We start from the raw sequence: 20,739 nt of genomic DNA on the forward strand, positions 1-20,739 counted from the left end.
AGCGTTTTGTTCTGATTGTATCAGATCAAAACGCTCTCTAAGCCCTTTTATTTGAAGCATAATCTTATCGATCCTCGTTTCACTCCGGTCGGATTATGCTCTAAAATGGAGAATGGTCGCCAATGTCACAGATGAGGCAGGTTGAGACGCAGCTTCGCGACATGATCCTCGGTCTGGAACTGGGGCCGGGCGAACGTTTGACCGAGCGCTGGATCGAGGCGCAGTTTGAAGCCTCACGCACGCCGATCCGGGCAGCGCTTCTGCGGCTGGAGGCGGAAGGCCTGATCTGTCGTGAAGGGCGCGGCTGGACGGTCTCGCCAATCAATCTCAGCGAAATTGAACAAATCGGTGTCTATCGTGAAGCGCTGGAAATTGCCGCGTTAAAGCTCACCTGCGCGCTTGAAGATCGCAGTGGTGTGGAGCTGATTCTAGCGATGCTGGACAGCTGTGATGCGGACACATCGCGCGAGGAATGGCACCGGATCGGCATGGATTTTCATATCGAACTGGCGCGCCTGTCCGGCAACGAGTTTCTCAGCCGTGGCGTGCGCGATGCTATGCAGCGCCTCTCCCGGGCGCGCTGGCTGGAAGTGCGCGACGAGGCGGCGCTCGCTCGCGCATGGGCCGAACACCGCTCCATTCTCGATGCGGTGCGCGAAGGAAATACCGATAAGGCGACGGCGTTGATGAGCGCGCATCTGGACGGAAGCCGCAGCCGCCTCGTCAATAGTCTGCACGAGGACCGGCGCGGCCTCAAGGCGCGGGGCTTTGCCGTCATCAGCACGTGACGCAATCATTACCATTCGGGCAGCTTATGGCCGTCTCGCGAATAATATTGCGTGCGCCCATCACCGATGCCGATATCCCGCAAGAGATATTCCGGCGAATGTTCGGTAACGACGATATGAGTACGTTTGCGCGAAAACAGGCGGGAGAATAGTGCGCTCCAGCCGCTTTCCGATCCGTGGCTGACCGTGGGCGCTGTGGCGGTTGTGCAGGCAGAATCGACGTTTTTCATGATCTCACCTATCGAATGAAGCGGCTGTGGGAGGCAGCTGCTCGTTAAACTCTGCCTATAGGTATGCGCCTGAAAACCTTTGTTTTCCAATCGAACCTCGATTAGTATGCATAAGGAGGACTTATGCATCATGACGACAGCGCTTCCCCCTTTATCGGCCATTCGCGTTTTTGAATCCGCCGCCCGCCATGCAAGTTTTACCCGCGCTGCGGAGGAGCTGGGCATGACACAGGCTGCGGTCAGCTATCAGATAAAGATATTGGAGGAGCGTGTCGGCGCGCCCCTGTTTCTGCGTATGCCGCGACAGGTGGAACTGACCGAACTTGGCAGGCAGCTTGCTCCCGCGATCACGGAAGCGTTCGAGACGATGCGCAATGCCTTTGCCAGCCTGCGGGAAGATGCGGAAGGTACGCTGTCGATCAGCGTTCTCGCCACTTTTGCCGCCAACTGGCTGGCGCATCGGCTCGGCTCGTTCCAGATGCGGCATCCGTCACTCGCGGTCCGGCTCGATACGTCCGACAGCATGATCGATTTTGCGACGACTAATGTGGACATCGCGATCAGAAGCGGCTTCGGCAAATGGCCGGGGCTGGAGGCACATCAGCTCATCAAGGCGAGTTTCACGCCCATGCTGAGCCCGGCCTTGGCGGCCACTATAGGCGGGGTGAAAGAACCTGCGGACCTCCTGCGGCTCAAGATCATCGATGTGAGCGATCCGTGGTGGAATATCTGGTTCAAGGCGGCGGGGATCGAAAACCCGCAAATGCAAGGCAATACGCAGAGCCGGCTCGGAGCGCAGCATATCGAAGGTCGGGCGACAGTCGCAGGGCAGGGGGTGGGCATTCTCACGCCTGCTTTCCACCAGATCGAAATCGCTACCGGCCAGCTTATCCAGCCGTTCGATATTCTTGGCGATGATGGGCGATCTTATTGGCTCGTCTATCCCAAATCCCGTCGCAATACGCCAAAGGTGCGCGCATTCAGGGAATGGATATTGAGCGAGCTCGACTGTGGATAGATGCCTGCCAAGACAGGCTCAATCTTTCGACACGGCGAGGAAAACCGCGTGCTGGGCGTCATATGCACGCTTGAAGGCCGGTCGGGCTTCTCCGCGCGCGACATAGGCTGCAAGGTTCGGATAATCGTTCAATATGCCTGAACTCTTCAGCCTCCGCAGCACGGTCACCATCAGAAGATCACCGGCACTGAACGCACCCTCCAGCCAGTCATTGTTGACAAGACAGGCGGAAAGGGCATCCAGTCTTTTGCGGATACGCGCTTCCACGATGGGGATGCGCTGCTCGTACCAGCTTTCCTTGCGCTCTACGAAACCGGCAACTTCCCTTTCGAGGATCACTGGCTCGATGGTGTTATGCGCGGCGAACATCCATGTGATGGCGCGCGCCCGACCATTGGCGTCATCCGGCAGAAGGCCGGGGTTCTGCTCCGCAATATGAAGCACGATCGCGCCGGATTCGAACAGGGCCAGATCACCCTCTTCATAGGTGGGTATCTGCCCGAAAGGTTGCAGATCGAGATGGGGGTGGGCTTTCAGCGCCTCAAACGAGACGAGGCGGACATCATAGTCCTGCCCGGTCTCTTCAAGCGCCCATCGAACGGGCGTGTCACGCGCCATCCCTCGGCCGCGATCAGGCGAATTTTCAAATGCGGTGATGACGGGACGTTTCGGACTGTTGCTGTTGGTGGACGCGTTTTTCATGATGGTTCCTCCTCACTACAGCACAGGCTGTTCGCAAGGTATGTTGCAAACCGTGCGCCGGTTCAGTGGCAGCCTGCTGCCGCTTGCTCTGAGCGGTTCCCGATATGATCGGGAAAATCTCCTCTATTAAATAATACCGACCGGTTGGTATGTTGTCAATGTGGAGAGACAGGAAGATGGGACAAGGGGGCGGAGCGAGGGTAGAAGGAGGAAACCGGGAGATGGGCGTTGGAAAGGTGGGAGCAGGTGAAAGGAAACGGGGAAAGGAGGAGCGGATTGGTGCTGTTTGGATTTAAACAGATCACGGAAAAGCAGCCTATCTTGTAGCGTTCTCATGCATCAATTTCTCCATAACGTGGCGATTAGTTCCGTCGATTAGTTCCGTCGATTGGTTTCGTGGGAGGTAGTTTGTTCCATCGCATAAGAACCAAAATGTCGGGCATTTAATTTTTTTTCCACCGGATGTCACATTCGGCGTTGCTGTCTCGTCATGTCTATCGAACCCCTTGAACCGAAAGGAACAATACCATGACCCCTCTGCTCAACCCGTTCGATGTTGCCCCTGCCACGATGAAATCCTGGTTGAACGCTTCGATGACCATCGCATCCAGTCTGGAAGCGAGCCTGATCGAGCTTGTCAAAATCCGCTCATCGCAGATCAATGCCTGCGCCAATTGCATCAATATGCATACGCTTGAAGCACGCTCTCTTGGCGAGACCGAACAACGCATCTATTTGTTGTCCGCATGGCGCGAAGCACCGTGCTACTCTGAGCGCGAACGTGCGGCTCTGGGATGGGTCGATGCGCTGACCCGTTTGTCACAAGGTCACGATCTGGAAGACGCCCGCACTGCCATGCAGGCACAGTTCACTGAGGAGGAGCAAGTGAACCTTACGCTGATGATCAACATCATCAATGGATGGAACCGCATGGCGGTTGGCTTCGGCCTCTGGTTCGAGCCGGAAGCCAAGAAGCCGGCAGTAAAGGCAGCCGTCTGATGGCTGACACATCCTTGCAAGGCGATGCAGCTGACAGCTTCGATCCGCTGCGCCCGAAACTGATCCGCGTTGCCTATCGCATGTTGGGTTCGGTCGCCGATGCCGAGGATATGGTGCAGGAGGCGTTCATCCGATGGATGAACGCTGATCGCAGCGAAGTGCGCGAGCCGGAGGCCTTTCTGCGTCGCACTGTTATCCGCCTGTGCCTTGATTTTCTGAAATCCGGTCGCAACCAGCGCGAAACCTATTTCGGGCCGTGGATTCCCGATCCGGTTGTCGAAGAGGAAGCGGATGACGATGTCACCCTTCCGCTCATGCTGGCGCTGGAGCGTCTTTCGCCATTGGAACGCGCCGCCTTTCTGCTGCATGATGTCTTCGGGCTGGATTTCGACGAGATAGCCAGGACAATCCAGCGCGATGCCGCTGCCTGCCGCCAGCTTGCTGCACGGGCGCGCAAGCATGTGCGCGAGGAGCGTCCGCGTTTTCAGGTCGACAAGCAGCGCGGGCTCGAACTCGCGCAGGCCTTCTTCAATGCGTCGCGCAGCGGCGACATGAATGCGCTTGGTGCGATGCTGGCAGCAGATGTCAACCTTCAGGCCGATGGTGGCGGCAAGCGCCCGGCTTTCCCGAAGCCTGTTTTCGGCTTCGAAGAGGTGATGAAGACCCACGAGAAACTGGCGGGTTATTTCCGTGGCAACCAGTCCACGCTTTTGCGTACGGTTTTCATCAATGGTTTGCCCGGCATCATCACGCGTGAAGCCGATGGCGAAATCCAGACGACAGCTCTCGATATAGAAGACGGCAAGATTGTCGGTATCTATGTGGTGCGCAACCCAGACAAGCTAAAGCATCTGCACTGAGCAATACTGGGCCCCGCTTTCGGGCGACATGCTTATTTGTTTTCAAACATGTCTTTGTCCCGAAACCGGTTTCCACTTTTTGGAGACATGCTTTACCCGATCAGGTAGCGGCAGGCGCCTGCCGCGCCGATGCCGATCAGCACGGTTGGCAGCATGGAAAAGCGCGTTGCGGCGAAGATCGTGATTGCAAGCGCGATCAGGTCGGCAGGCTTGTCGGACACGAAATCGGGCGCGATAACCGAAATCAGAACACAGCCGGGAGCTGCTTCCATCACCGCCGTCGCACGTTTGCTGAGCGTGCGGTTGCGCAGCAGCACATAGCCGCCGATCCGCGTGAGATAGGTGACACTTGCCATCAGAACGATGGTCAGAACGGCCAATGGATCGATCATTCTTCACCTGCCAGCAGATAGGCTGCAACAAGACCGGATAAGGCACCCGCGGCGACATACCAGGCGCCGGGAATGGTGAGATAGGTCAGCGCGGCCACCACAAGGCTGACCAGCCACGGGCGCGCTGCCGCAAAACCTTTCCACATGCCCGCCAGCAGAACCAGAAACACTGCCGGAAATGCCATGTCGAAACCATAGGGGCGCAGGTCTCCCATCATCGGCCCGAAGGCGGCACCCAGCGTGGTGAATAGAACCCATGCGAGATAGAAAGGAATGGCCACGCCGGCATAGAAGGTGAGGCTCAGCGCCGGATTGACGCCTTTCGACTGGCGACGTTTCGCATCGGCAAGTCCGAGCGCCCAGCTTTCATCGCACATCAGAAACAGGCTCGCAAAAGCCTTGCGCTTGGGCAGATGGCGGATGAAGGGGGCCAGAGCTGCGCCCATCAGCAGATGGCGGCTGTTGACCAGAAAGGTGATCGCAACAATCAGCAGGACATGCGGCGGCGAGGTCCAGAGCTGGATGGCTGCGAATTCCGATCCGCCTGCAAAGTTCAGTCCGGTCATCAGGGGGACTTCGATGACGCTGAGGCCTTTTTGTGCGGCCTGCGCGCCCAGAACCAGCGCATAGGGAATAATGCCAAGCAGAACCGGCAGACCGGCTGCGGCCCCGCGACGGAATTCCGAGCCGCGCCCGGATCTGCTTTTTTGAGGCACATAGGCCTGTGAAATATCCATAAAATTCCCGTTGACCAACCGGTAACTGGTTGCCCCTTGCTCAGTCTCTTGCGTGTTTGCTTGAGAAGTTTCGCGACTATAACCAATCTCTTGAGCAATTTGGTTGCGAATTATGCCCTTATGCACCAATATTTGGCAGATAATGCCAGTAAGGTCAGCATAAATGGAATCGAACGCCAATGAAGCTGGATGATATCGATAAACGGATTCTGCGCGTGTTGCAGCGCGATGGCCGCATCGCCAATAACGATCTCGCACGCGAGGTCGGCCTTTCGCCGTCACCATGCCTGCGGCGGGTGAAGCTTCTGGAAGAGGCGGGCGTGATAGACCGTTATGTCGCCGTGCTGAACCCGGCCAAGGTTGGCAAAGGGCTGACTTTCTTCACGCGCATCCGGCTCGACCAGCAGGATGAGGAAACGCTTCAGACTTTCGCCAAGGAAATCCTGAAGCTGCCGCAGGTGCTCGAATGCTATTTCATGCTCGGCGATTATGATGCGATGATCCGCGTGGTGGCGGCGGATATCGAGGATTACCGCCGCTTCCAGTCGGAATATCTGAGCCGGATCAAGGGCGTTCAGAATCTGAAGACCGACGTACCGAGCCAGACGGTCAAGCAGACTTCCGAAATGCCGCTCTAACCTGTCTTGCGGGCGGCGATGCCGGGCAGCAGCGCCAGACTAAGCAGGGCGACGGCGGATAGAATTGCACCGGCAAGGAAGGTGGCGGAGGAGCCATAGCTTTCCCACAGCCAACCGGCGCCGATGTTGCCGACAAGCATGACAAGACCCGTTATCACGTTGAACATGCCAAAGGCCGTACCCTTGAGGTGGCCTGGTGCCGTGTCGGCGATGAGCGTTGCGAGAATGCCCTGCGAAAAACCCATATGCAGGCCCCAAAGAACGATGCCGGCAAGGAACGGATAGATCGTGGTCGATTGGGCAATCACAAGATCGGCGACGATCAGGAAGCCGAGACTGGCGGCAAGCAGGCCCTTGCGCCCCAACCTGTCCGAGAGCGCGCCAACCGGATAGGCTGTCAGCCCATAGACGGCATGCATGACAACCATGGTGATCGGGACCCATGCGGCTGCAAACCCGGCTTCCTGCGCCTTGAGGAGCAGGAATGCTTCGCTAAAACGAGCCATGGTAAGGATCGATGCGACTGCAATCACGATCCATACGGTCGCGTTCAGCTTGCCCGCATCGGCAAATCGTGGAAATCCCTTGGAGCGAGCAAGGGGGCGTTTAGGGGGCGTTTCCGGTTCACGAATGCCGAAAATCAGAAGCGCGACCGCAATGAAAGCCGGAATGGCTGCAATCCAGAAAATGGTGATGATGTTGCCGCCGGTTACGAGCATCAGCCCTATGGCAATGAGCGGACCGACGAAGCCGCCGACCGTGTCGAGCGACTTGCGCAGCCCGAAGGCTGCGCCGCGTATTTCCGGCGGTGTCACATCAGCAATCAAGGCATCGCGCGGCGTGCCGCGTATGCCCTTGCCAACACGGTCTATCGCCTTGGCCATTACGATACCGCCCGCTGTCGTTGCCAGCGGGAAGATAAGCTTGGAAATGGCGGCCAGCCCATAGCCTGCGACGGCAAGCGGTTTCCTTCGGCCTGTCCAGTCGGAGATGACGCCCGAGAAAAGCTTGGTCACCGTTGCGATGGCGACTGACAGCCCTTCGATGAATCCGACCATCATGGCCGAAGCGCCGAGACCGGCCACCAGATAGAGTGGCAGCAGCGTCTGTACCATTTCCGAAGAGATATCCATCAGCAGGCTGACGAAACCAAGAATCCATACCGTTGACGGTATGGATGCGGTTTTCTGAGTGGATGCCATGTTGAAAACCCGAATCTGCCGAAGGAATTATCAAGCTGTTAGCACAGTGCGAAAAAAGATGAGTAATAAACTCCTATTATTTCGGATAGGCGTCGGCCATATTCAGCAGTTTAGCTGTATTCTCGTTGAGTATTGGTTGCATGTCGTCAAGCGAGCTGTGTCGACGGGATTGATGATCCAGTTCTTCGTTGATGCGGTCGGCAAGTGCGAAGAAATGTTTGCGTACCTTCGGAGCATAAGGATTGGCGCGCTCGATGGCCTGAAACACTTCCGGCGCATCGTGGCGGACCATGCCGACCGCCTGCATCATAAGGTCGAAGCTCTTTGTCGTCATGCGGGTTGGTAACGGCTCCATCTGCACCAGAACCTTGGCGATCAGATGCGTCAGACCCTGAACCATTGCAGCTTCGCGGTCGTGGTCTTCTGGTGTCGTGACGATGACGTCGAGGGCAAGATGCTTTTTCAGGAAGGCTGCAACGCGGCGAAATTTTGTACCGCGCACGGGGCAGACGGCGATTTTCAGACCGGCAATGCCGTCACGCGCGCTCTGCGGACCGAAGAGCGGATGTGTGGCGACAATATCGACATGCATGGGCAGGCCGCGCTGCATGATATCGGCGGGCCCGACCTTGACTGAACCGACGTCGAGAACAAGCGCACCGGGGCGCAGATGCGGCGCGATCATCGCCACCACGCGGTCGAGCGTCGCGACCGGCGTTGCGAGGATGACGATATTGCACCGGGCGACCTGTTCCATGGAGGTCAGGGTAACGCCATGCATTAGCACCGTCTGTTCAAGGTCTGCGACGGGGTCGTAGGCATACAACTGGAAATACGGGTTCAGGTGGCGGGCGATAAGCTGCCCGAATGCACCAAAGCCGATAATGCCAATTTTTATATGCTGATTATTGTCGCAAGACATGGACTGACCTCTTTAGGGCCGCATGGCCAGAGGTGCTGTCCTTGAAACTCAACCGCTGGCAATGCAGCGGTTGAACTATGACAAAGCAAACCCGCCGCTATATGAGCGGGGCGTAATAAGACCGGGTGCTGATGAGTGCTTTGTTCATGCCGCCTAGCTATTCCTGCTTTTGGTCGATGTCAACACACCGTCTATTTCATATAGGCGCGAACCACGTCGACGAGTTCGCCGGCACCTTCGTCGCGTTCCTTTTGCGGAAGGGCGCCATCGGCAACATGCATCAGGATGTGGTCTTCGATCACTTCCGCCATCAGCCCGTTGACCGCACCACGGACGCCTGCAATCACCTGCATGACTTCGGCGCAGCCCTTTTCTTCCTCAAGCATCCGTTCCACGCCTTCAAGCTGGCCACGAATGCGACGCACGCGATTGATGAGCTTCTGCTTTTCACGGATAGTGTGGGTCATGGGAACTTCGGTCCTTCATGGCAATGTTGCGATTTTCAGGCAGCGCGCGTTTCCACCTCCACCGTCACATGCGACAAATCATGGATCGCCGCAAGCTTGTTCCGATAGTAGGACGGTGTCTTCGGCTGCTCCGCGACGATCGACACAATGGCACCGTGATGGCCTGGCCCGAGTTGCCAGACATGCAGGTCGGCGATCTCTCCGCCTTCGCGGCTGATGATCTCCGCGATCTCGTCCGGCAGGTCTTCGTCTTCGGGCAGATAGTCCAAAAGGGTTGAGCCGGTGTCTTTGATCAGCCCCCATGACCAGTGTGCGATCACCGCAGCGCCGACAATGCCCATTGCCGGGTCGAGCCAGAGCCAGCCATAAAGGCTGCCCAGCAGGAGCGCTGCGATGGCAAGCACCGATGTCAGCGCATCGGCGAGCACATGCATATAGGCTGCACGCAAGTTCTGGTCATAGCCACCCGCGTGATCGTGATCGTGGTCATGGTGATGGCCATGATGGTGTGAATGATCGTCCCTGAGAAGCCAGGCGCAGACGAGGTTGACGATCAGTCCGATGATTGCGACGAGAATAGCCTCGTGAAAATTGATGTTTACCGGGGAACTGAAGCGCCAGAAGCTTTCCCATCCGATCAGGAGGGCGATCAGTGCGAGAACGATGGCGCTGGCAAAGCCAGCGAGATCGCCGAGCTTGCCTGTGCCGAACGTGAACCGCGAATTATGTGCGTGCTTGCGCGCATAGAGATAGGCAAGGGCCGCGATCAGCATTGCCGCTGCATGGGTGGACATGTGCCAGCCATCGGCAGTGAGCGCCATGGAGCCATAAAGGCTTCCGGCTGTGATCTCGATTATCATCATCGCTGTCGTGATGGCGATCACGATCCAGGTTCGCTTCTCATTGCGTCGGTGGTTTTCTCCCAGAAAGACATGGTCGTGTCTGGAACTCAGCTGATGCCCGGAATGGTGGGAGTGATGATGTGCGCTCATGAAAACAGCCTCTCTATTAGAATAGGGGGGTATACTATTTTCTGGAGCGCTACAAATCACACTTTCAGGAGCCGACTTAACTTCGATCAGCAGGGGCAACCGCTGGCAACGCCTTTCAACGGCAGAAAAACTCACCTTTCGATGTAGGGCTTACGCCTATTCGAGGAGGCTTTAGACCTGATTGCCGGAATCTTTTCGAGGTCGGGATCAGTTAAGATCAGACTTGTTAACTTGGGGCAAAGCACTGAAGCGCCGCTGATCCGGGCAACACGGAACGACGCTTCAGATTTTGAAGCTGTGCATCGTGCTTTGCTAGAAATCCACGCTGATTTTCAGGCCGGTGCCGTAACGAGAAGAGCGGAGGGATTCATGTCTTCAGAAAAGAACGGGCATTCGCCGCGAAGTCGTGCGCGACGACATTTTCTGGGTCTCACAGCAGCCACTGCCGCCAAGGTTGTGGCACTGGGTGCTCTGGCTTCAACAATGTCATCACGCCCGTCGCAAGCCCTGGGCACGAAATGGTGGCATGGTGGTCATGGTGGCGGAGGAGGCTCCGGATCGCACTGCCTTTTGAAAGGCACACTTATCGAAACGCCCACCGGCCCGGTGGCGGTGGAGACATTATCCGTTGGCGATCTTGTGACTACGGCTTGCGGTGAAACGCGTCCGGTCAAGTGGGTCGGATGGCAGAGCTGCAGAAAAGGCGGCACGCAATGGAATGAGAGCGTGATGCCGATCCGTGTCAAACGTTATGCCATCGACAGCAAAACCCCGCAGCGCGACCTTTACCTTTCGCCCAACCATGCGCTGCTTATCGACGGCGTTCTGATCCGCGCGAAGGATCTGGTCAACGGCCAGAGCATAGCGCGCGTGTCGATGGATACGACAATCGACTATTACAACATCGTTCTCGACAGTCATGATGCCGTGCTGGCGGAAGGGGCAGCCGTCGAAACCTATCTGATGCGCGGCGACAGCTACAAGGGCTTCACCAACTTTGCCGAGTATCAGGAACTATATCCGGACGAAGCCAATATCATCATGCGGCCCTATGCGCCGCTTATGGGCTACGAAGGTGCCCGCCAGCACATGCATGCATTGTTGTGCATGAGCGGCATTCTTCCGCTGCGCGACGTGGTTGAGGAAACCTATCAGCGTCTGGCAGCAAAGACGAGTGAAAGCGTAGCGTAGAATAATGAATAGTACCGGGCGGTGGTAAGAAAGGCGGGGCGCTGATTGTGGTGCCCCGCCTTTCTCGTGAACCGAGTTTAGCCAGCTTCTGCCGTGCGCAGGAAGGATTTCCGTTCCATTTCACTGCCGTTGATCTGGCCTCTCAGTTGCAAGAGGTCTTTTCGGCTGACCAGTCCGCAGAGTTTTCCGTCGCGTGTCACAATCGGGATACGTCCACAATCAGTCGCGATCATCATGTCGGTGATGAACGCCACGCTGTCGTCCTGATGGCCGACAGGTGTGGAGGTGTCGGAAACGGCATCTGCAAGCGTCTGGCTGGACAAATCCGTCTTCCGCTGCCATTCCAGCGCATCAGCGCGCGTCACCATGCCGATCAGTATCCGGTCGTTATCGATGACCGGATAAAGTCGATGCCGTGCCGCTTCCGAGGCAAAAAAGGCAGAGGCTTCCTGCACGGTCATGCTTCCCGGTAGCGTGTCCACATTCGTCACCATGACTTCATGCACACGGGCGAACTCGAACGGGCTTACGCCATATTCGCGCGTGATGTGCTGTCCGCGCCGCGCAATTTTCTCGGTCAGGATTGAACGCTTGAGCAGAAGAACCGTGACCGCATAGGCGGTTACCGTCGCCACGAACACCGGAACGATCTGGCCGAAATCGCCAGTGACTTCAACTGCAAAGAACGTGCCGGTCAGCGGTGCGCGCATCGTGCCGCCCATCATGGCGGCCATTCCGAGCAGCGCCCAGAAGCCGGGTTCGCCGCCTGGCAAGATCAAGCCCAGCAGCCAGCCCATCGCGCCGCCGAAGATCAGAAGCGGGGCCAAAACACCGCCGGACGTGCCCGATGCCAGAGCGCAGAGCCAGATTGCGCTTTTGACAAGCAGGACCACCAGCACTGTGGTTGCCAGAAATTTATCATTGAGGAAACCGTCGATGAGATCATAGCCGACACCAAGCGCGCGCGGTTCGATCAGACCGCCAATGCCGATGGCGATGCCGCCGATTGCCGGCCACCACATCCAGTGAATGGGCAGTCGCTCGAATGCATCTTCCAGCTTGTAGAGAAGGGTCGTGAGCAAGCCGGATTGCAGGCCGGCGACAATGCCGATCAGGGCACATGCGACTATTCCCCACCAGGGCAATGCCAGATGAAAATGGGTCTGGAACAGCGGACCTGTTTCGAAAAACAAGGGTCGGTTTGTGTGAGCGACTGCTGCTGCAGCTGCCACAGGAATGAAGCTGCGGGGCTTCCACTCGAAGAGCAGCAATTCGACGCCCAGCATCACGGCGGCAATGGGCGTACCGAAAATGGCGGTCATGCCTGCGGCGGCACCGGCCACGAGCAAGGTCTTCCGCTCGGCTGAACTCATCTGAAACAATTGCGCAAAAAGCGATCCGATAGCTCCGCCCGTCATGATGATCGGACCTTCGGCGCCAAAGGGGCCGCCTGTACCGATCGAGATCGCCGATGAAAGTGGCTTCAGTATCGCCACTTTGAGCGACATGCGACTGCCGCCGATCAGGATGGCTTCGATTGCTTCCGGAATACCGTGCCCGCGAATTTTCTCGGAGCCGTAACGTGCCATCAGCCCGATTGCGAGACCACCCACCACGGGGATGAGCACGATCCAGAAGGACGGCGAAAGGTGCGCCAGTGTTGCCGGGTCAATGCTGATGCGGCCAAACCAGACCAGATTGGTGACCAGGGCGATCAGGCTTACAAGCACCCATGCGGCAGCGGTGCTGGCGGCACCGATGACGATCGCCATCGCGATCAGGAGCAGCATTCGCCTGTCGGCGGTAAAATCGCCCGCGACGCGGCGCGCGACGCCGCCGGTGAAATCGTGCGGTCTTCGAAACTCGTTTTGCCGGGCCATAGCAAACTCCTGTCTTTCTCGGCGGATACGCTAGCTTGGGGGAGAGCGTCTTGGAGCGCGTATCGATCTGATTGAATCAGACCGGCGCGTCTTGATGTTTGTTTTGACGCGCATCTTGTCCGAAAACCGCTTCACACTTTTCGGGACGCACTCTAAACGGCGGGTTAAATATATCGTAATACGATATAAATCAATTGCCATCTTTGTGTTTGGGCAAGGGGCTTGCTATTGGGGAAGGGATTGCTGCAAAGCGCCTTCGGAAAAGCCGAACGGGCGTGTTTATATCGAGGTCAGGGAAGAAGCCTGTTGTGAAACAAAATCCGGATGCTTTGACACAAGCCGACTATCAGGCGCTTGCGGAACTTCGCTATCGTTTGCGCCGGTTCATGAGTTTCAGTGCAACGGCTGCGGAAGCGGAAGGGCTTCCGGCGCAACAGCATCAGGCGCTGCTTGCGATCAAGGCCCATGCCGCTGATGCACCGTTGACGGTTGGCAACCTTGCGGAATGGCTTGTCATTGCTCCGCATACGGCAACGGAGTTGGTCGGCAGGCTGGTGGATGCTGATCTGGTGATGCGGATGGTCGATCCTTCGGACCGCCGCCGCCACACATTGGCGCTGACCGACAAGGCCGAGCAGGTTCTTGAGCGGCTCAGCGCCGCGCACCTTGCCGAGATACGCGAGCTTGCCCCCAATCTGATCGATGTGTTGACCAAGCTGGAGCGTGCAGCGAACAAGCCGAAGTAACGGCTTAGAGCGCGTATCGATCTTATTCAATCAGATCAATACGCGCATCTTGTTCCGAAAACCGTTTCACACTTTTCGGGATGCGCTCTAAATCCTGTCCATCAGTGCATACCACGACAGGGCAAGGAACAGCAGCGGTGAGCGGAAGGTGCGACCGCCGGGGAAGGCGGGAATCCGCAGTTCTTCGAACAGTTTCAATCGGTCGCGATTGCCAGCAACGGTTTCGGCATAGAGCTTGCCCATATAGTTTGCCAGCATGACGCCATGACCGGAATAGCCACCTGCGGAAATGACACCGGGCATCACTTCGCGCACGAAGGGCTGGCGCGGCATGGTGATGCCGACCGAGCCACCCCATGCATGGGTGATTTCGACCTTGTCCAGCGCCGGATAAATCTCGGCTATCTGGCGGCGGATGTGGGTGCTGATATCGCGCGGATTGTCGGCAGTGTAGGCTTCGCGCCCGCCGAACAGCAGCCTTCCGTCCTTTGAACGACGGAAATAACGCACCACGAAGCGGGAATCGTCGATGGATTCACCGCCCGGAATAATGGGGCTGTCGTCGCCAAGCGGCACTGTTGCGCCGATGAATGAGCGGATCGGCATGACATGCGATGCGCTGACCGGTTCCAGCAGACCGCCATAAGCATTGACAGCGATGAAGGCATTTCGCGCCGATATGGTTCCGCGATTGGTTTCGACTTCGACCCGTCCGCTTGCGGTGCTGATTTTGGTGGCTCTGGTGTCTTCAAACAGCTTTGCGCCCGCCGCATGGGCGGCTTTTGCAGTTCCGACTAGCAGTTTCAGCGGATGAATATGGCCGGTGCCTGCATCATAAACGCCGCCAAAATAGCGTTCTGAACCGAGCAGACTCGCTGTTTCAGCGCGGTCGAGCAGACGCAGGTGCTGATAGTTGAAGCGACTCGCCATCAGCTCGACATGGCGTTCATACGACTTCAGATAGCGCGGCTTGTGCACGACCGAAATCTGGCCGGGCACATATTCCATATCGATCCTGTGTTCGTCGGCAAAGGCAAGGAGATAGGCCTTGGCCTCTTCCGCCACGTCGAACAGAGCCTTGGCGCGCTCAAAGCCATATTCGGCTTCAAGGTCTTCGGCCCATGTGCGCTGGCCGGTGCCGAACTGGCCACCATTGCGCCCCGACGCCCCATCGCCGAACCGCGCTCCGTCGATGAGTGTGACGTCCACGCCCTGTCTCGCCAGATGGTAGGCAGCCGAAAGCCCTGTATATCCGCCACCAATGACAACGACATCGGCCTGCCGCGAGCCATCCATTTCAGGATATTGCGGCCGATCAGGGACACTCGCTTCGTACCAGGAAATGCCGGGCGAGATTGGGCTTTGGTAGGGCATGTGGAACCGGTCAGACGTTGAGCAGCAGGAACTCGCGTTCCCACGGGCTGATGACTTCCATGAAGGTTTCGAACTCGGCACGCTTGATGGCGGCATAGGTCGTGACGAAGGAACTGCCGAACAGATTGCGCAGCTCCGTGTCTTCCTCAAACAGTTCCACCGCGTCGATCAGGCCGCGGGGCAGTTCGATTTCCTTGGTGTTGACGCTGGTGGTCGCAGGCTGTTCAGCTTCAATCTTGTTCACGAGGCCGATCAGGCCGCAGGCAAGTGAAGCCGCCAGCGCGAGATAGGGGTTGGCATCGGAGGAGGGGATGCGGTTTTCCACGCGGCGCCCATTGGGGTCGGAGCGCGGCACGCGGAAAGCGGTGGTGCGGTTGTCGTAGCCCCATTTGACGTTGACGGGTGCGGAAGCATCCGGCGTCAGGCGGCGATAGGAATTCACATAGGGCGCGAACATGACAAGCGCATTCGGCACATGACGCTGCATGCCGCCGATAAAATGGCGGAAAGCCTCGCTTTCGCTGCCATCCTCATTGGTGAAGATGTTGCGTCCGGTCTTCTTGTCCACGATGGACTGGTGGATATGCATTGCCGATCCGGGCTGGCCCTGAATGGGTTTGGCCATGAAGGTGGCATACATGTCGTGCTTGAGCGCCGCCTCGCGGATGGTGCGCTTGAACATGAAAACCTGGTCGGCGAGTTCCACCGGGTCGCCATGGCGCAGGTTGATCTCAAGCTGGCCAGCGCCTTCTTCGTGGATCAGCGTGTCGATCTCCAGCCCCTGGCCTTCGGAGAAATGATAGATGTCGTCGATCAGTTCGTCGAACTCGTTCACGCCTGCAATCGAATAGCCCTGTCCGCCGCCAATGGCGCGACCCGAGCGACCGACAGGTGGCGTCAGCGGATAGTCGGGGTCGGGGTTCTTGCGGACCAGATAGAACTCGATTTCCGGGGCAACGACCGGTTTCAGGCCGCGCTTGCTGTAGGCGGCAACGACATTGCGCAGCACGTTGCGCGGAGTGAATTCCACCCCGCGTCCGTCCTGATAGACGAGATCGCAGATAACTTGTGCCGTTGGATCGGATTCCCACGGCACAGCCGAAAGGGTCGAGAGGTCCGGCACCAGCTTGAGGTCGCCGTCATCCTCCGGGTAATGAAAGCCGTAGCCGTCTTCCGGATAGTCGCCGGAAATCGTCGTCATGAAGACGGCCGAAGGCAATGCCAGCGAGGTATTGGAAGTGAACTTCTTCGACGGCATCATCTTGCCGCGGGCAACCCCCGCCTGATCGGGGGTAATGCATTCGATGTCTTCGATGTCACGCCAGGCAAGCCATTCGGTCGCCTGCTTCCAGTTCTTCACACCGCGAAGAGATTTGACATAGGCAGGCGTACGGCGACGCGGGGCGCGCGTAACCTTCTTTTCCGTCGTATCAGCAGACATCAATCACCAGAAAATGATTTCGATAACGGCATGATAGCTGCGACCGGCCTCAATGACAAATGGGTCCGGCAAGCTTTTGTGTGCGCCATCGCAGAAAGCGCACACAAAAGAAAATCAATGTGTCAGAGACCGAAATGGCCCTTGAGAGCGGGTACGTTTGCAACCAGCTGGTCGACCAGCTGCGGGTCATGGTCGCGCACATAATTGATCACCTGCCCGCCTGCTTCGGTGATCTGGTCGCTGGAGAGGCCGCTGGAACGAAGCGTGGCAGCGGCTTTGAGAAGCGCACTCATCTTTTCGCCGGCCACATTATCCATCAGTCCCGACAGCGCACCCATAATGCCGCCGGTACTCGAGGCAAGCACGTCGTGGGCGCTGGCGAGCTGCTGGGCATCCGGCAGGAGTGCGAAGATCTTGTTGCCGATTTCCGGTGCGCTGTGCTGCAGAACGGAAAACACCGAGCCAGCCAGCTTTTCTGCAAGCTGCGGATTGATGTTGATCTTGGTGGCGATACTGTCAATGAGAGACTGAACAGACATGAAAATTCCAAATTCCTTGCCCCCGCAAGGGGCGGTTCAAACCGCAGTCGGCGAGCAAACCCTATGGCTTCCACGACCAACCATTTACAAGTGACCCGCAGGCTTGTGCGCCGGATCGGGGTGCAGGGACCACCAATGGTGCACCGGCGTCAATGCATGAGGCGCGGCTTTGTTGGAGTTCGGTGAATTTTCGGTCAAGATTCAGTTTGCGGAATATTGAAGTGGCTTTTCAGTGCCGGGACGAAAGCAAAGAGCTTTCGCACAAGTTCGCGATCTTTTTGCCTGATATGACGGATGACTGTCAGGAATGCCTGATTGGCCTGATCCATGCTCATGCCGGTGGATTTCAATGCCGCCAGACCGCAGACCAAAGCGCCTATTCGCTCGCCCGCAAAATTTCCGGCCACATTCGAAACTGTTCCGAGGATCCCATCTGCATGATGATTTTCAGGGTTGAGCACATCATTGGCGCGTGCCAGTGCGGGCGCTCCGGGAATCAGGTTGAATATTTGCGGCGCGACAATGGGAGCCTCGTGTTGGATGATGGAGAGCAATATACCAACTGTTTGCTCGGCGGTTCCAGGATCTATATTGGCGTTTGAGGCAATATTGTCTATCAAGGATTGGATTGACATTTCTCACCCATGAAAATTGATAAAATAATATTTGTCAGAACAATTTTATGAGAAGTAATACTGTTATTTAGAATAATATAATTTTGTATTCTCTTATACGGTAAGAAAATACAGGGTGCTTCTGGTCGTGTGTTGCAAGAAGGCGTATAGGCTGCATTTGCTCATCTTCGTCGGACCCACTTGAAATGATCGTTCGCCCGCGCCCTCCTTTGTGGAAGCTCTTCTTCATACTCAAGGGCTCCATCATCCTGCGTATCCTGCCGCAGATTTTTGCGGTTTTCCTTCTGTCGGTGCTGGTTGTGTGGGCGCATCGCGCGTTTCCCGGCTGGGTGCCAGCCGTCAACAACGGGACGGCTTTGGCGCTGCTCGGCATTGCGCTTTCGATCTTTCTCGGCTTCCGCAACAATGCCTGTTATGACCGCTGGTGGGAGGCTCGCAAAATCTGGGGTAAACTCGTCTATACGACACGCGGTCTGGGGCGTCAGACGCTGTTGCTGGAGAATGTGCCGGGACTGGAAGGCGGACGGGAAAAGCTGCTCCGTTATGCGATTGCGTTTTCGCAGGCCATGGTCAGCCATCTTCGGCCAGAGGAAACCGGTGGCTCAAACAAATACGACAAATGGTTGTCTGCGGAAGAGCGGAAAGCGTTGGCGGAAAGCCGCAACAAGCCTGATTTCATCTTGCGTCGGCTTGGTGCAGCTCTGGCGGATATGCGTGTGAAAGACGCTCTGCATCCGGTCGATTTCCAGACGCTTGACAGTTCAGTGTCTGCATTGGCAGAGGTTCAGGCGGCCTGCGAGCGGTTGCGGTTCACGCCGGTTCCCTTCGGTTATACGCTGCTTCTGCATCGCACGGCCTATCTGTTCTGTTTCTTCATACCGTTCGGCTTTGCCGATATGCTTGGTTGGGGAACGCCATTTGTGACGACACTGGTGGCCTATACTTTCTTTGGGCTGGATGCGCTGGGCGACGAGCTGGAGGAGCCGTTCGGAACATTGCCCAACGATCTGCCCATCGGGGCTATCGCCGATACAATCGAAATCAATCTGCGGGAAGCATTGGGCGAGGAAAACCTGCCCGACCTTCCTCAACCAGTCGATTATCTTCTTATGTAAAAAAAAGCCCCGACTGGCAGGGCCAGCCGGGGAGGTCAGTTGAGGAAATCCGACCATAAAGCGAGTGGCAGATCAACCCTGTTTCATCGAATTTTACGGGCAACTGCCAGTTTGGACATTGTGTCGCTGCCAAAAGAGAAGTGTGTGAGCATGGCAGCGAGCATGAGAGCGAGGACCGTCATCATTTGTCATGGGTGACGATGACTGGGATCAGTAGATCACCCCAGTTGCCGTCGCCGTTCCCGTGCTGCCGAAGGCACACAAAATGAAGGAACATGGCGGCGACGGCGATTGTCGAAAGCATCATCATTTGTCGTGGGTGACGATGACTGGGATCAATAGATCACCCCAGTTGCCGTCGCCGCCATGATGCCGGGCCGAGCGGACCAGTTCCACGGAAACGCCTGCCTCGACCGCCTTCATGACGGTGTAGTTGAGGCGATGCAGATCGTTGGCGAGCATACGGATAACGGTCTGCTGATCCGTGGTCATGCTTGAAGATTGTTCTTCTGCTCTTTCCTTGACGCGTGCTGGCGAATTCATGGAACTGTTCCTCCTGTTTGTCGCCGGGCTGTTATTCAGCAGCCGGTCTGAACTGTGCTGTTTCAGTCGATTCCTTCATGGCGGTGGTCGAAGACTGGCCGCCGGTGATTGCGAGCGATACGGCATCGAAATAGCCGGTGCCGACTTCACGCTGATGCTTGGTCGCGGTGTAGCCGTTGGCTTCGGCTGCAAATTCCGCCTGTTGCAATTCGGAATAGGCTGCCATCTGCCGATCCTTGTAACTGCGTGCCAGTTCGAACATGCCGAAGTTGAGCTGGTGGAAACCGGCCAGCGTGATGAACTGGAACTTGTAGCCCATCGCGCCCAGCTCGCGCTGGAACTTGGCAATCGTGGCATCGTCGAGGTTCTTCTTCCAGTTGAACGACGGCGAGCAATTATAAGCGAGCTTCTTGCCCGGATGTGCCTTGTGCACGGCTTCCGCGAAGCGGCGGGCCTGTTCGAGATCAGGCTTGGATGTTTCCATCCAGATCAGATCGCAATAAGGCGCATAGGCAATCGCACGGGCGATACATGGCTCAATGCCGTTCTTCACCTGATAGAAGCCTTCCGCCGTGCGGCCCGCATCGTAATCGACGAAAGGCTTGTCGCGCTCATCGATATCCGAAGTCAGAAGCTTGGCGGCTTCCGCATCCGTGCGGGCGATAACCAGCGTTGCCGTTCCCATCACGTCAGCAGCCAGGCGCGCCGCGTTAAGGTTGCGGATGTGCGCTGCCGTCGGGATCAGAACCTTGCCGCCAAGATGGCCGCACTTCTTTTCCGAGGCGAGCTGGTCCTCGTAGTGAACGCCTGCTGCACCCGCCTCGATGAAGGCTTTCATGATCTCGAAAGCGTTCAGCGGGCCACCGAAGCCTGCTTCAGCGTCGGCAACGATGGGGGCAAACCAGGTATCGACCGAAAGTCCCTTGCCTTCGGCGGTTTCAATCTGGTCGGCACGCTGCAACGTCTTGTTGATGCGCTTGGCCAGTTCTGGGGCGGCATTCGCCGGATAGAGTGACTGGTCCGGATACATGGCCGAAGCCGTGTTCGCATCCGCTGCAACCTGCCAGCCGGAGAGGTAGATTGCCTTCAGTCCGGCGCGAACCATCTGCATGGCCTGATTGCCGGAAAGTGCGCCCAGCGCATTGACGAAATCTTCCTCATGGATCAGCTTCCAGAGGCGGTTGGCGCCCATCTCGGCCAGCGAATACTTGATCTCCACCGAACCACGCAGCCTTTTTACATCTTCGGCCGTATGCGCACGCTGGATGCCGTCGAAGCGACCCTTTGGTGCCGAAGGAATAAGGCTGTAAAAATCTGTCATTTCGGTG

23 protein-coding genes are annotated in these 20,739 nt (G+C 57.2%); 8 read left to right on the forward strand and 15 right to left on the reverse strand.

Features of this window, described 5'->3' with window-relative positions; translation table 11 throughout:
* Positions 1-122 precede the first annotated feature (122 nt).
* A complete protein-coding gene (locus tag KWJ32_RS01120) occupies positions 123-788 on the forward strand; it encodes a GntR family transcriptional regulator (RefSeq protein ID WP_012093294.1) in 666 nt (221 codons plus the stop codon).
* Between the two features lie 8 nt (positions 789-796).
* Here the strand turns inward: KWJ32_RS01120 and KWJ32_RS01125 are convergent, their stop codons facing one another.
* Positions 797-1,018: a hypothetical protein gene (locus KWJ32_RS01125; protein WP_040128636.1), complete on the reverse strand. Its 222-nt coding sequence runs from the start codon at positions 1,016-1,018 to the stop codon at positions 797-799.
* Positions 1,019-1,148: 130 nt separating this feature from the next.
* On the opposite strand from KWJ32_RS01125, the gene gcvA reads away from it, so the two are divergent.
* Positions 1,149-2,036, forward strand: coding sequence for a transcriptional regulator GcvA (gene gcvA / locus KWJ32_RS01130; RefSeq protein ID WP_010659137.1), 888 nt, complete (start codon positions 1,149-1,151; stop codon positions 2,034-2,036).
* A gap of 18 nt (positions 2,037-2,054) precedes the next feature.
* Here gcvA and KWJ32_RS01135 read toward each other — a convergent pair whose 3' ends face one another.
* Positions 2,055-2,738 (reverse strand): glutathione S-transferase family protein, encoded by a 684-nt coding sequence (locus KWJ32_RS01135; RefSeq protein ID WP_012093293.1) that lies wholly within the window; start codon positions 2,736-2,738, stop codon positions 2,055-2,057.
* A 528-nt stretch (positions 2,739-3,266) separates the two neighbouring features.
* Between KWJ32_RS01135 and KWJ32_RS01140 the strand changes: the two genes are divergently transcribed.
* Positions 3,267-3,737 carry a carboxymuconolactone decarboxylase family protein gene (locus KWJ32_RS01140; RefSeq protein WP_010659135.1) on the forward strand — a complete coding sequence of 157 codons (471 nt, stop codon included), beginning with the start codon at positions 3,267-3,269 and terminating at the stop codon, positions 3,735-3,737.
* On the forward strand, positions 3,737-4,597 hold the full coding sequence (locus KWJ32_RS01145; protein ID WP_012093292.1) for a sigma-70 family RNA polymerase sigma factor: 861 nt from the start codon (positions 3,737-3,739) through the stop codon (positions 4,595-4,597). The genes KWJ32_RS01140 and KWJ32_RS01145 overlap by 1 nt, the downstream gene beginning before the upstream one ends.
* Positions 4,598-4,689: 92 nt before the next feature.
* On the opposite strand, the gene KWJ32_RS01150 is transcribed toward KWJ32_RS01145, so the two are convergent.
* On the reverse strand, positions 4,690-4,989 hold the full coding sequence (locus tag KWJ32_RS01150) for an AzlD family protein (protein ID WP_010659133.1): 300 nt from the start codon (positions 4,987-4,989) through the stop codon (positions 4,690-4,692).
* Positions 4,986-5,726 carry an AzlC family ABC transporter permease gene (locus tag KWJ32_RS01155; protein ID WP_010659132.1) on the reverse strand — a complete coding sequence of 247 codons (741 nt, stop codon included), beginning with the start codon at positions 5,724-5,726 and terminating at the stop codon, positions 4,986-4,988. Before KWJ32_RS01155 ends, KWJ32_RS01150 begins: the two co-directional genes overlap by 4 nt.
* Positions 5,727-5,905: 179 nt before the next feature.
* On the opposite strand from KWJ32_RS01155, the gene KWJ32_RS01160 reads away from it, so the two are divergent.
* Positions 5,906-6,364 carry an Lrp/AsnC family transcriptional regulator gene (locus tag KWJ32_RS01160; protein WP_010659131.1) on the forward strand — a complete coding sequence of 153 codons (459 nt, stop codon included), beginning with the start codon at positions 5,906-5,908 and terminating at the stop codon, positions 6,362-6,364.
* Here KWJ32_RS01160 and KWJ32_RS01165 read toward each other — a convergent pair.
* The 4 genes from KWJ32_RS01165 to dmeF form a co-directional block, all read right to left on the reverse strand.
* Entirely contained in the window at positions 6,361-7,566 is a 1,206-nt protein-coding gene (locus KWJ32_RS01165; protein WP_012093291.1) for an MFS transporter, read from the reverse strand. The two genes, KWJ32_RS01160 and KWJ32_RS01165, sit on opposite strands and share 4 nt — an antisense overlap.
* A 76-nt stretch (positions 7,567-7,642) precedes the next feature.
* Complete coding sequence (locus KWJ32_RS01170; RefSeq protein ID WP_012093290.1) at positions 7,643-8,488, reverse strand: prephenate dehydrogenase/arogenate dehydrogenase family protein; 846 nt, start codon at positions 8,486-8,488, stop codon at positions 7,643-7,645.
* Positions 8,489-8,679: 191 nt separating this feature from the next.
* Entirely contained in the window at positions 8,680-8,955 is a 276-nt protein-coding gene (locus KWJ32_RS01175) for a metal/formaldehyde-sensitive transcriptional repressor (RefSeq protein ID WP_012093288.1), read from the reverse strand.
* Between the two features lie 35 nt (positions 8,956-8,990).
* Entirely contained in the window at positions 8,991-9,947 is a 957-nt protein-coding gene (gene dmeF, locus KWJ32_RS01180) for a CDF family Co(II)/Ni(II) efflux transporter DmeF (protein WP_012093287.1), read from the reverse strand.
* Positions 9,948-10,316: 369 nt separating this feature from the next.
* On the opposite strand from dmeF, the gene KWJ32_RS01185 reads away from it, so the two are divergent.
* The gene (locus KWJ32_RS01185) at positions 10,317-11,138 is read left to right on the forward strand and encodes a Hint domain-containing protein (RefSeq protein WP_012093285.1); all 822 of its coding nucleotides are present in this window, start codon (positions 10,317-10,319) and stop codon (positions 11,136-11,138) included.
* Positions 11,139-11,215: 77 nt separating this feature from the next.
* On the opposite strand, the gene KWJ32_RS01190 is transcribed toward KWJ32_RS01185, so the two are convergent.
* Entirely contained in the window at positions 11,216-13,018 is a 1,803-nt protein-coding gene (locus tag KWJ32_RS01190; RefSeq protein ID WP_012093284.1) for a chloride channel protein, read from the reverse strand.
* A gap of 386 nt (positions 13,019-13,404) precedes the next feature.
* Between KWJ32_RS01190 and KWJ32_RS01195 the strand changes: the two genes are divergently transcribed.
* Positions 13,405-13,764: a MarR family winged helix-turn-helix transcriptional regulator gene (locus tag KWJ32_RS01195; RefSeq protein ID WP_231771608.1), complete on the forward strand. Its 360-nt coding sequence runs from the start codon at positions 13,405-13,407 to the stop codon at positions 13,762-13,764.
* An 87-nt stretch (positions 13,765-13,851) separates the two neighbouring features.
* Here the strand turns inward: KWJ32_RS01195 and KWJ32_RS01200 are convergent, their stop codons facing one another.
* From KWJ32_RS01200 to KWJ32_RS01215, 4 genes are all read right to left on the reverse strand, one after another.
* The gene (locus KWJ32_RS01200) at positions 13,852-15,138 is read right to left on the reverse strand and encodes an FAD-binding oxidoreductase (RefSeq protein ID WP_012093282.1); all 1,287 of its coding nucleotides are present in this window, start codon (positions 15,136-15,138) and stop codon (positions 13,852-13,854) included.
* A 10-nt stretch (positions 15,139-15,148) separates the two neighbouring features.
* Positions 15,149-16,579 (reverse strand): glutamine synthetase family protein, encoded by a 1,431-nt coding sequence (locus tag KWJ32_RS01205; RefSeq protein ID WP_010659122.1) that lies wholly within the window; start codon positions 16,577-16,579, stop codon positions 15,149-15,151.
* Between the two features lie 122 nt (positions 16,580-16,701).
* Positions 16,702-17,118 carry a hypothetical protein gene (locus KWJ32_RS01210; protein WP_012093281.1) on the reverse strand — a complete coding sequence of 139 codons (417 nt, stop codon included), beginning with the start codon at positions 17,116-17,118 and terminating at the stop codon, positions 16,702-16,704.
* Between the two features lie 194 nt (positions 17,119-17,312).
* Positions 17,313-17,753, reverse strand: a complete 441-nt coding sequence (locus tag KWJ32_RS01215) for a hypothetical protein (RefSeq protein ID WP_012093280.1) — start codon at positions 17,751-17,753, stop codon at positions 17,313-17,315.
* A 185-nt stretch (positions 17,754-17,938) separates the two neighbouring features.
* On the opposite strand from KWJ32_RS01215, the gene KWJ32_RS01220 reads away from it, so the two are divergent.
* Positions 17,939-18,868 (forward strand): bestrophin family protein, encoded by a 930-nt coding sequence (locus tag KWJ32_RS01220; protein WP_012093279.1) that lies wholly within the window; start codon positions 17,939-17,941, stop codon positions 18,866-18,868.
* Positions 18,869-19,174: 306 nt separating this feature from the next.
* Here KWJ32_RS01220 and KWJ32_RS01225 read toward each other — a convergent pair whose 3' ends face one another.
* Complete coding sequence (locus KWJ32_RS01225; RefSeq protein WP_010659117.1) at positions 19,175-19,411, reverse strand: hypothetical protein; 237 nt, start codon at positions 19,409-19,411, stop codon at positions 19,175-19,177.
* A 31-nt stretch (positions 19,412-19,442) separates the two neighbouring features.
* Positions 19,443-20,732 carry an isocitrate lyase gene (gene aceA / locus KWJ32_RS01230; protein ID WP_012093277.1) on the reverse strand — a complete coding sequence of 430 codons (1,290 nt, stop codon included), beginning with the start codon at positions 20,730-20,732 and terminating at the stop codon, positions 19,443-19,445.
* Between the last annotated feature and the right edge of the window lie 7 nt (positions 20,733-20,739).

Source organism: Ochrobactrum sp. BTU2, assembly GCF_024539785.1.
In the GTDB taxonomy this organism is placed as follows: domain Bacteria; phylum Pseudomonadota; class Alphaproteobacteria; order Rhizobiales; family Rhizobiaceae; genus Brucella; species Brucella anthropi.

Excerpts from the sequence above, each read along its gene's own strand:
- KWJ32_RS01120 (WP_012093294.1), top strand. The coding sequence starts at position 123 with ATGTCACAGATGAGGCAGGTTGAGACGCAGCTTCGCGACATGATCCTC.
- KWJ32_RS01125 (WP_040128636.1), bottom strand. The coding sequence starts at position 1,018 with ATGAAAAACGTCGATTCTGCCTGCACAACCGCCACAGCGCCCACGGTC.
- gcvA (WP_010659137.1), top strand. The coding sequence starts at position 1,149 with ATGACGACAGCGCTTCCCCCTTTATCGGCCATTCGCGTTTTTGAATCC.
- KWJ32_RS01135 (WP_012093293.1), bottom strand. The coding sequence starts at position 2,738 with ATGAAAAACGCGTCCACCAACAGCAACAGTCCGAAACGTCCCGTCATC.
- KWJ32_RS01140 (WP_010659135.1), top strand. The coding sequence starts at position 3,267 with ATGACCCCTCTGCTCAACCCGTTCGATGTTGCCCCTGCCACGATGAAA.
- KWJ32_RS01145 (WP_012093292.1), top strand. The coding sequence starts at position 3,737 with ATGGCTGACACATCCTTGCAAGGCGATGCAGCTGACAGCTTCGATCCG.
- KWJ32_RS01150 (WP_010659133.1), bottom strand. The coding sequence starts at position 4,989 with ATGATCGATCCATTGGCCGTTCTGACCATCGTTCTGATGGCAAGTGTC.
- KWJ32_RS01155 (WP_010659132.1), bottom strand. The coding sequence starts at position 5,726 with ATGGATATTTCACAGGCCTATGTGCCTCAAAAAAGCAGATCCGGGCGC.
- KWJ32_RS01160 (WP_010659131.1), top strand. The coding sequence starts at position 5,906 with ATGAAGCTGGATGATATCGATAAACGGATTCTGCGCGTGTTGCAGCGC.
- KWJ32_RS01165 (WP_012093291.1), bottom strand. The coding sequence starts at position 7,566 with ATGGCATCCACTCAGAAAACCGCATCCATACCGTCAACGGTATGGATT.
- KWJ32_RS01170 (WP_012093290.1), bottom strand. The coding sequence starts at position 8,488 with ATGTCTTGCGACAATAATCAGCATATAAAAATTGGCATTATCGGCTTT.
- KWJ32_RS01175 (WP_012093288.1), bottom strand. The coding sequence starts at position 8,955 with ATGACCCACACTATCCGTGAAAAGCAGAAGCTCATCAATCGCGTGCGT.
- dmeF (WP_012093287.1), bottom strand. The coding sequence starts at position 9,947 with ATGAGCGCACATCATCACTCCCACCATTCCGGGCATCAGCTGAGTTCC.
- KWJ32_RS01185 (WP_012093285.1), top strand. The coding sequence starts at position 10,317 with ATGTCTTCAGAAAAGAACGGGCATTCGCCGCGAAGTCGTGCGCGACGA.
- KWJ32_RS01190 (WP_012093284.1), bottom strand. The coding sequence starts at position 13,018 with ATGGCCCGGCAAAACGAGTTTCGAAGACCGCACGATTTCACCGGCGGC.
- KWJ32_RS01195 (WP_231771608.1), top strand. The coding sequence starts at position 13,405 with ATGAGTTTCAGTGCAACGGCTGCGGAAGCGGAAGGGCTTCCGGCGCAA.
- KWJ32_RS01200 (WP_012093282.1), bottom strand. The coding sequence starts at position 15,138 with ATGCCCTACCAAAGCCCAATCTCGCCCGGCATTTCCTGGTACGAAGCG.
- KWJ32_RS01205 (WP_010659122.1), bottom strand. The coding sequence starts at position 16,579 with ATGTCTGCTGATACGACGGAAAAGAAGGTTACGCGCGCCCCGCGTCGC.
- KWJ32_RS01210 (WP_012093281.1), bottom strand. The coding sequence starts at position 17,118 with ATGTCTGTTCAGTCTCTCATTGACAGTATCGCCACCAAGATCAACATC.
- KWJ32_RS01215 (WP_012093280.1), bottom strand. The coding sequence starts at position 17,753 with ATGTCAATCCAATCCTTGATAGACAATATTGCCTCAAACGCCAATATA.
- KWJ32_RS01220 (WP_012093279.1), top strand. The coding sequence starts at position 17,939 with ATGATCGTTCGCCCGCGCCCTCCTTTGTGGAAGCTCTTCTTCATACTC.
- KWJ32_RS01225 (WP_010659117.1), bottom strand. The coding sequence starts at position 19,411 with ATGAATTCGCCAGCACGCGTCAAGGAAAGAGCAGAAGAACAATCTTCA.
- aceA (WP_012093277.1), bottom strand. The coding sequence starts at position 20,732 with ATGACAGATTTTTACAGCCTTATTCCTTCGGCACCAAAGGGTCGCTTC.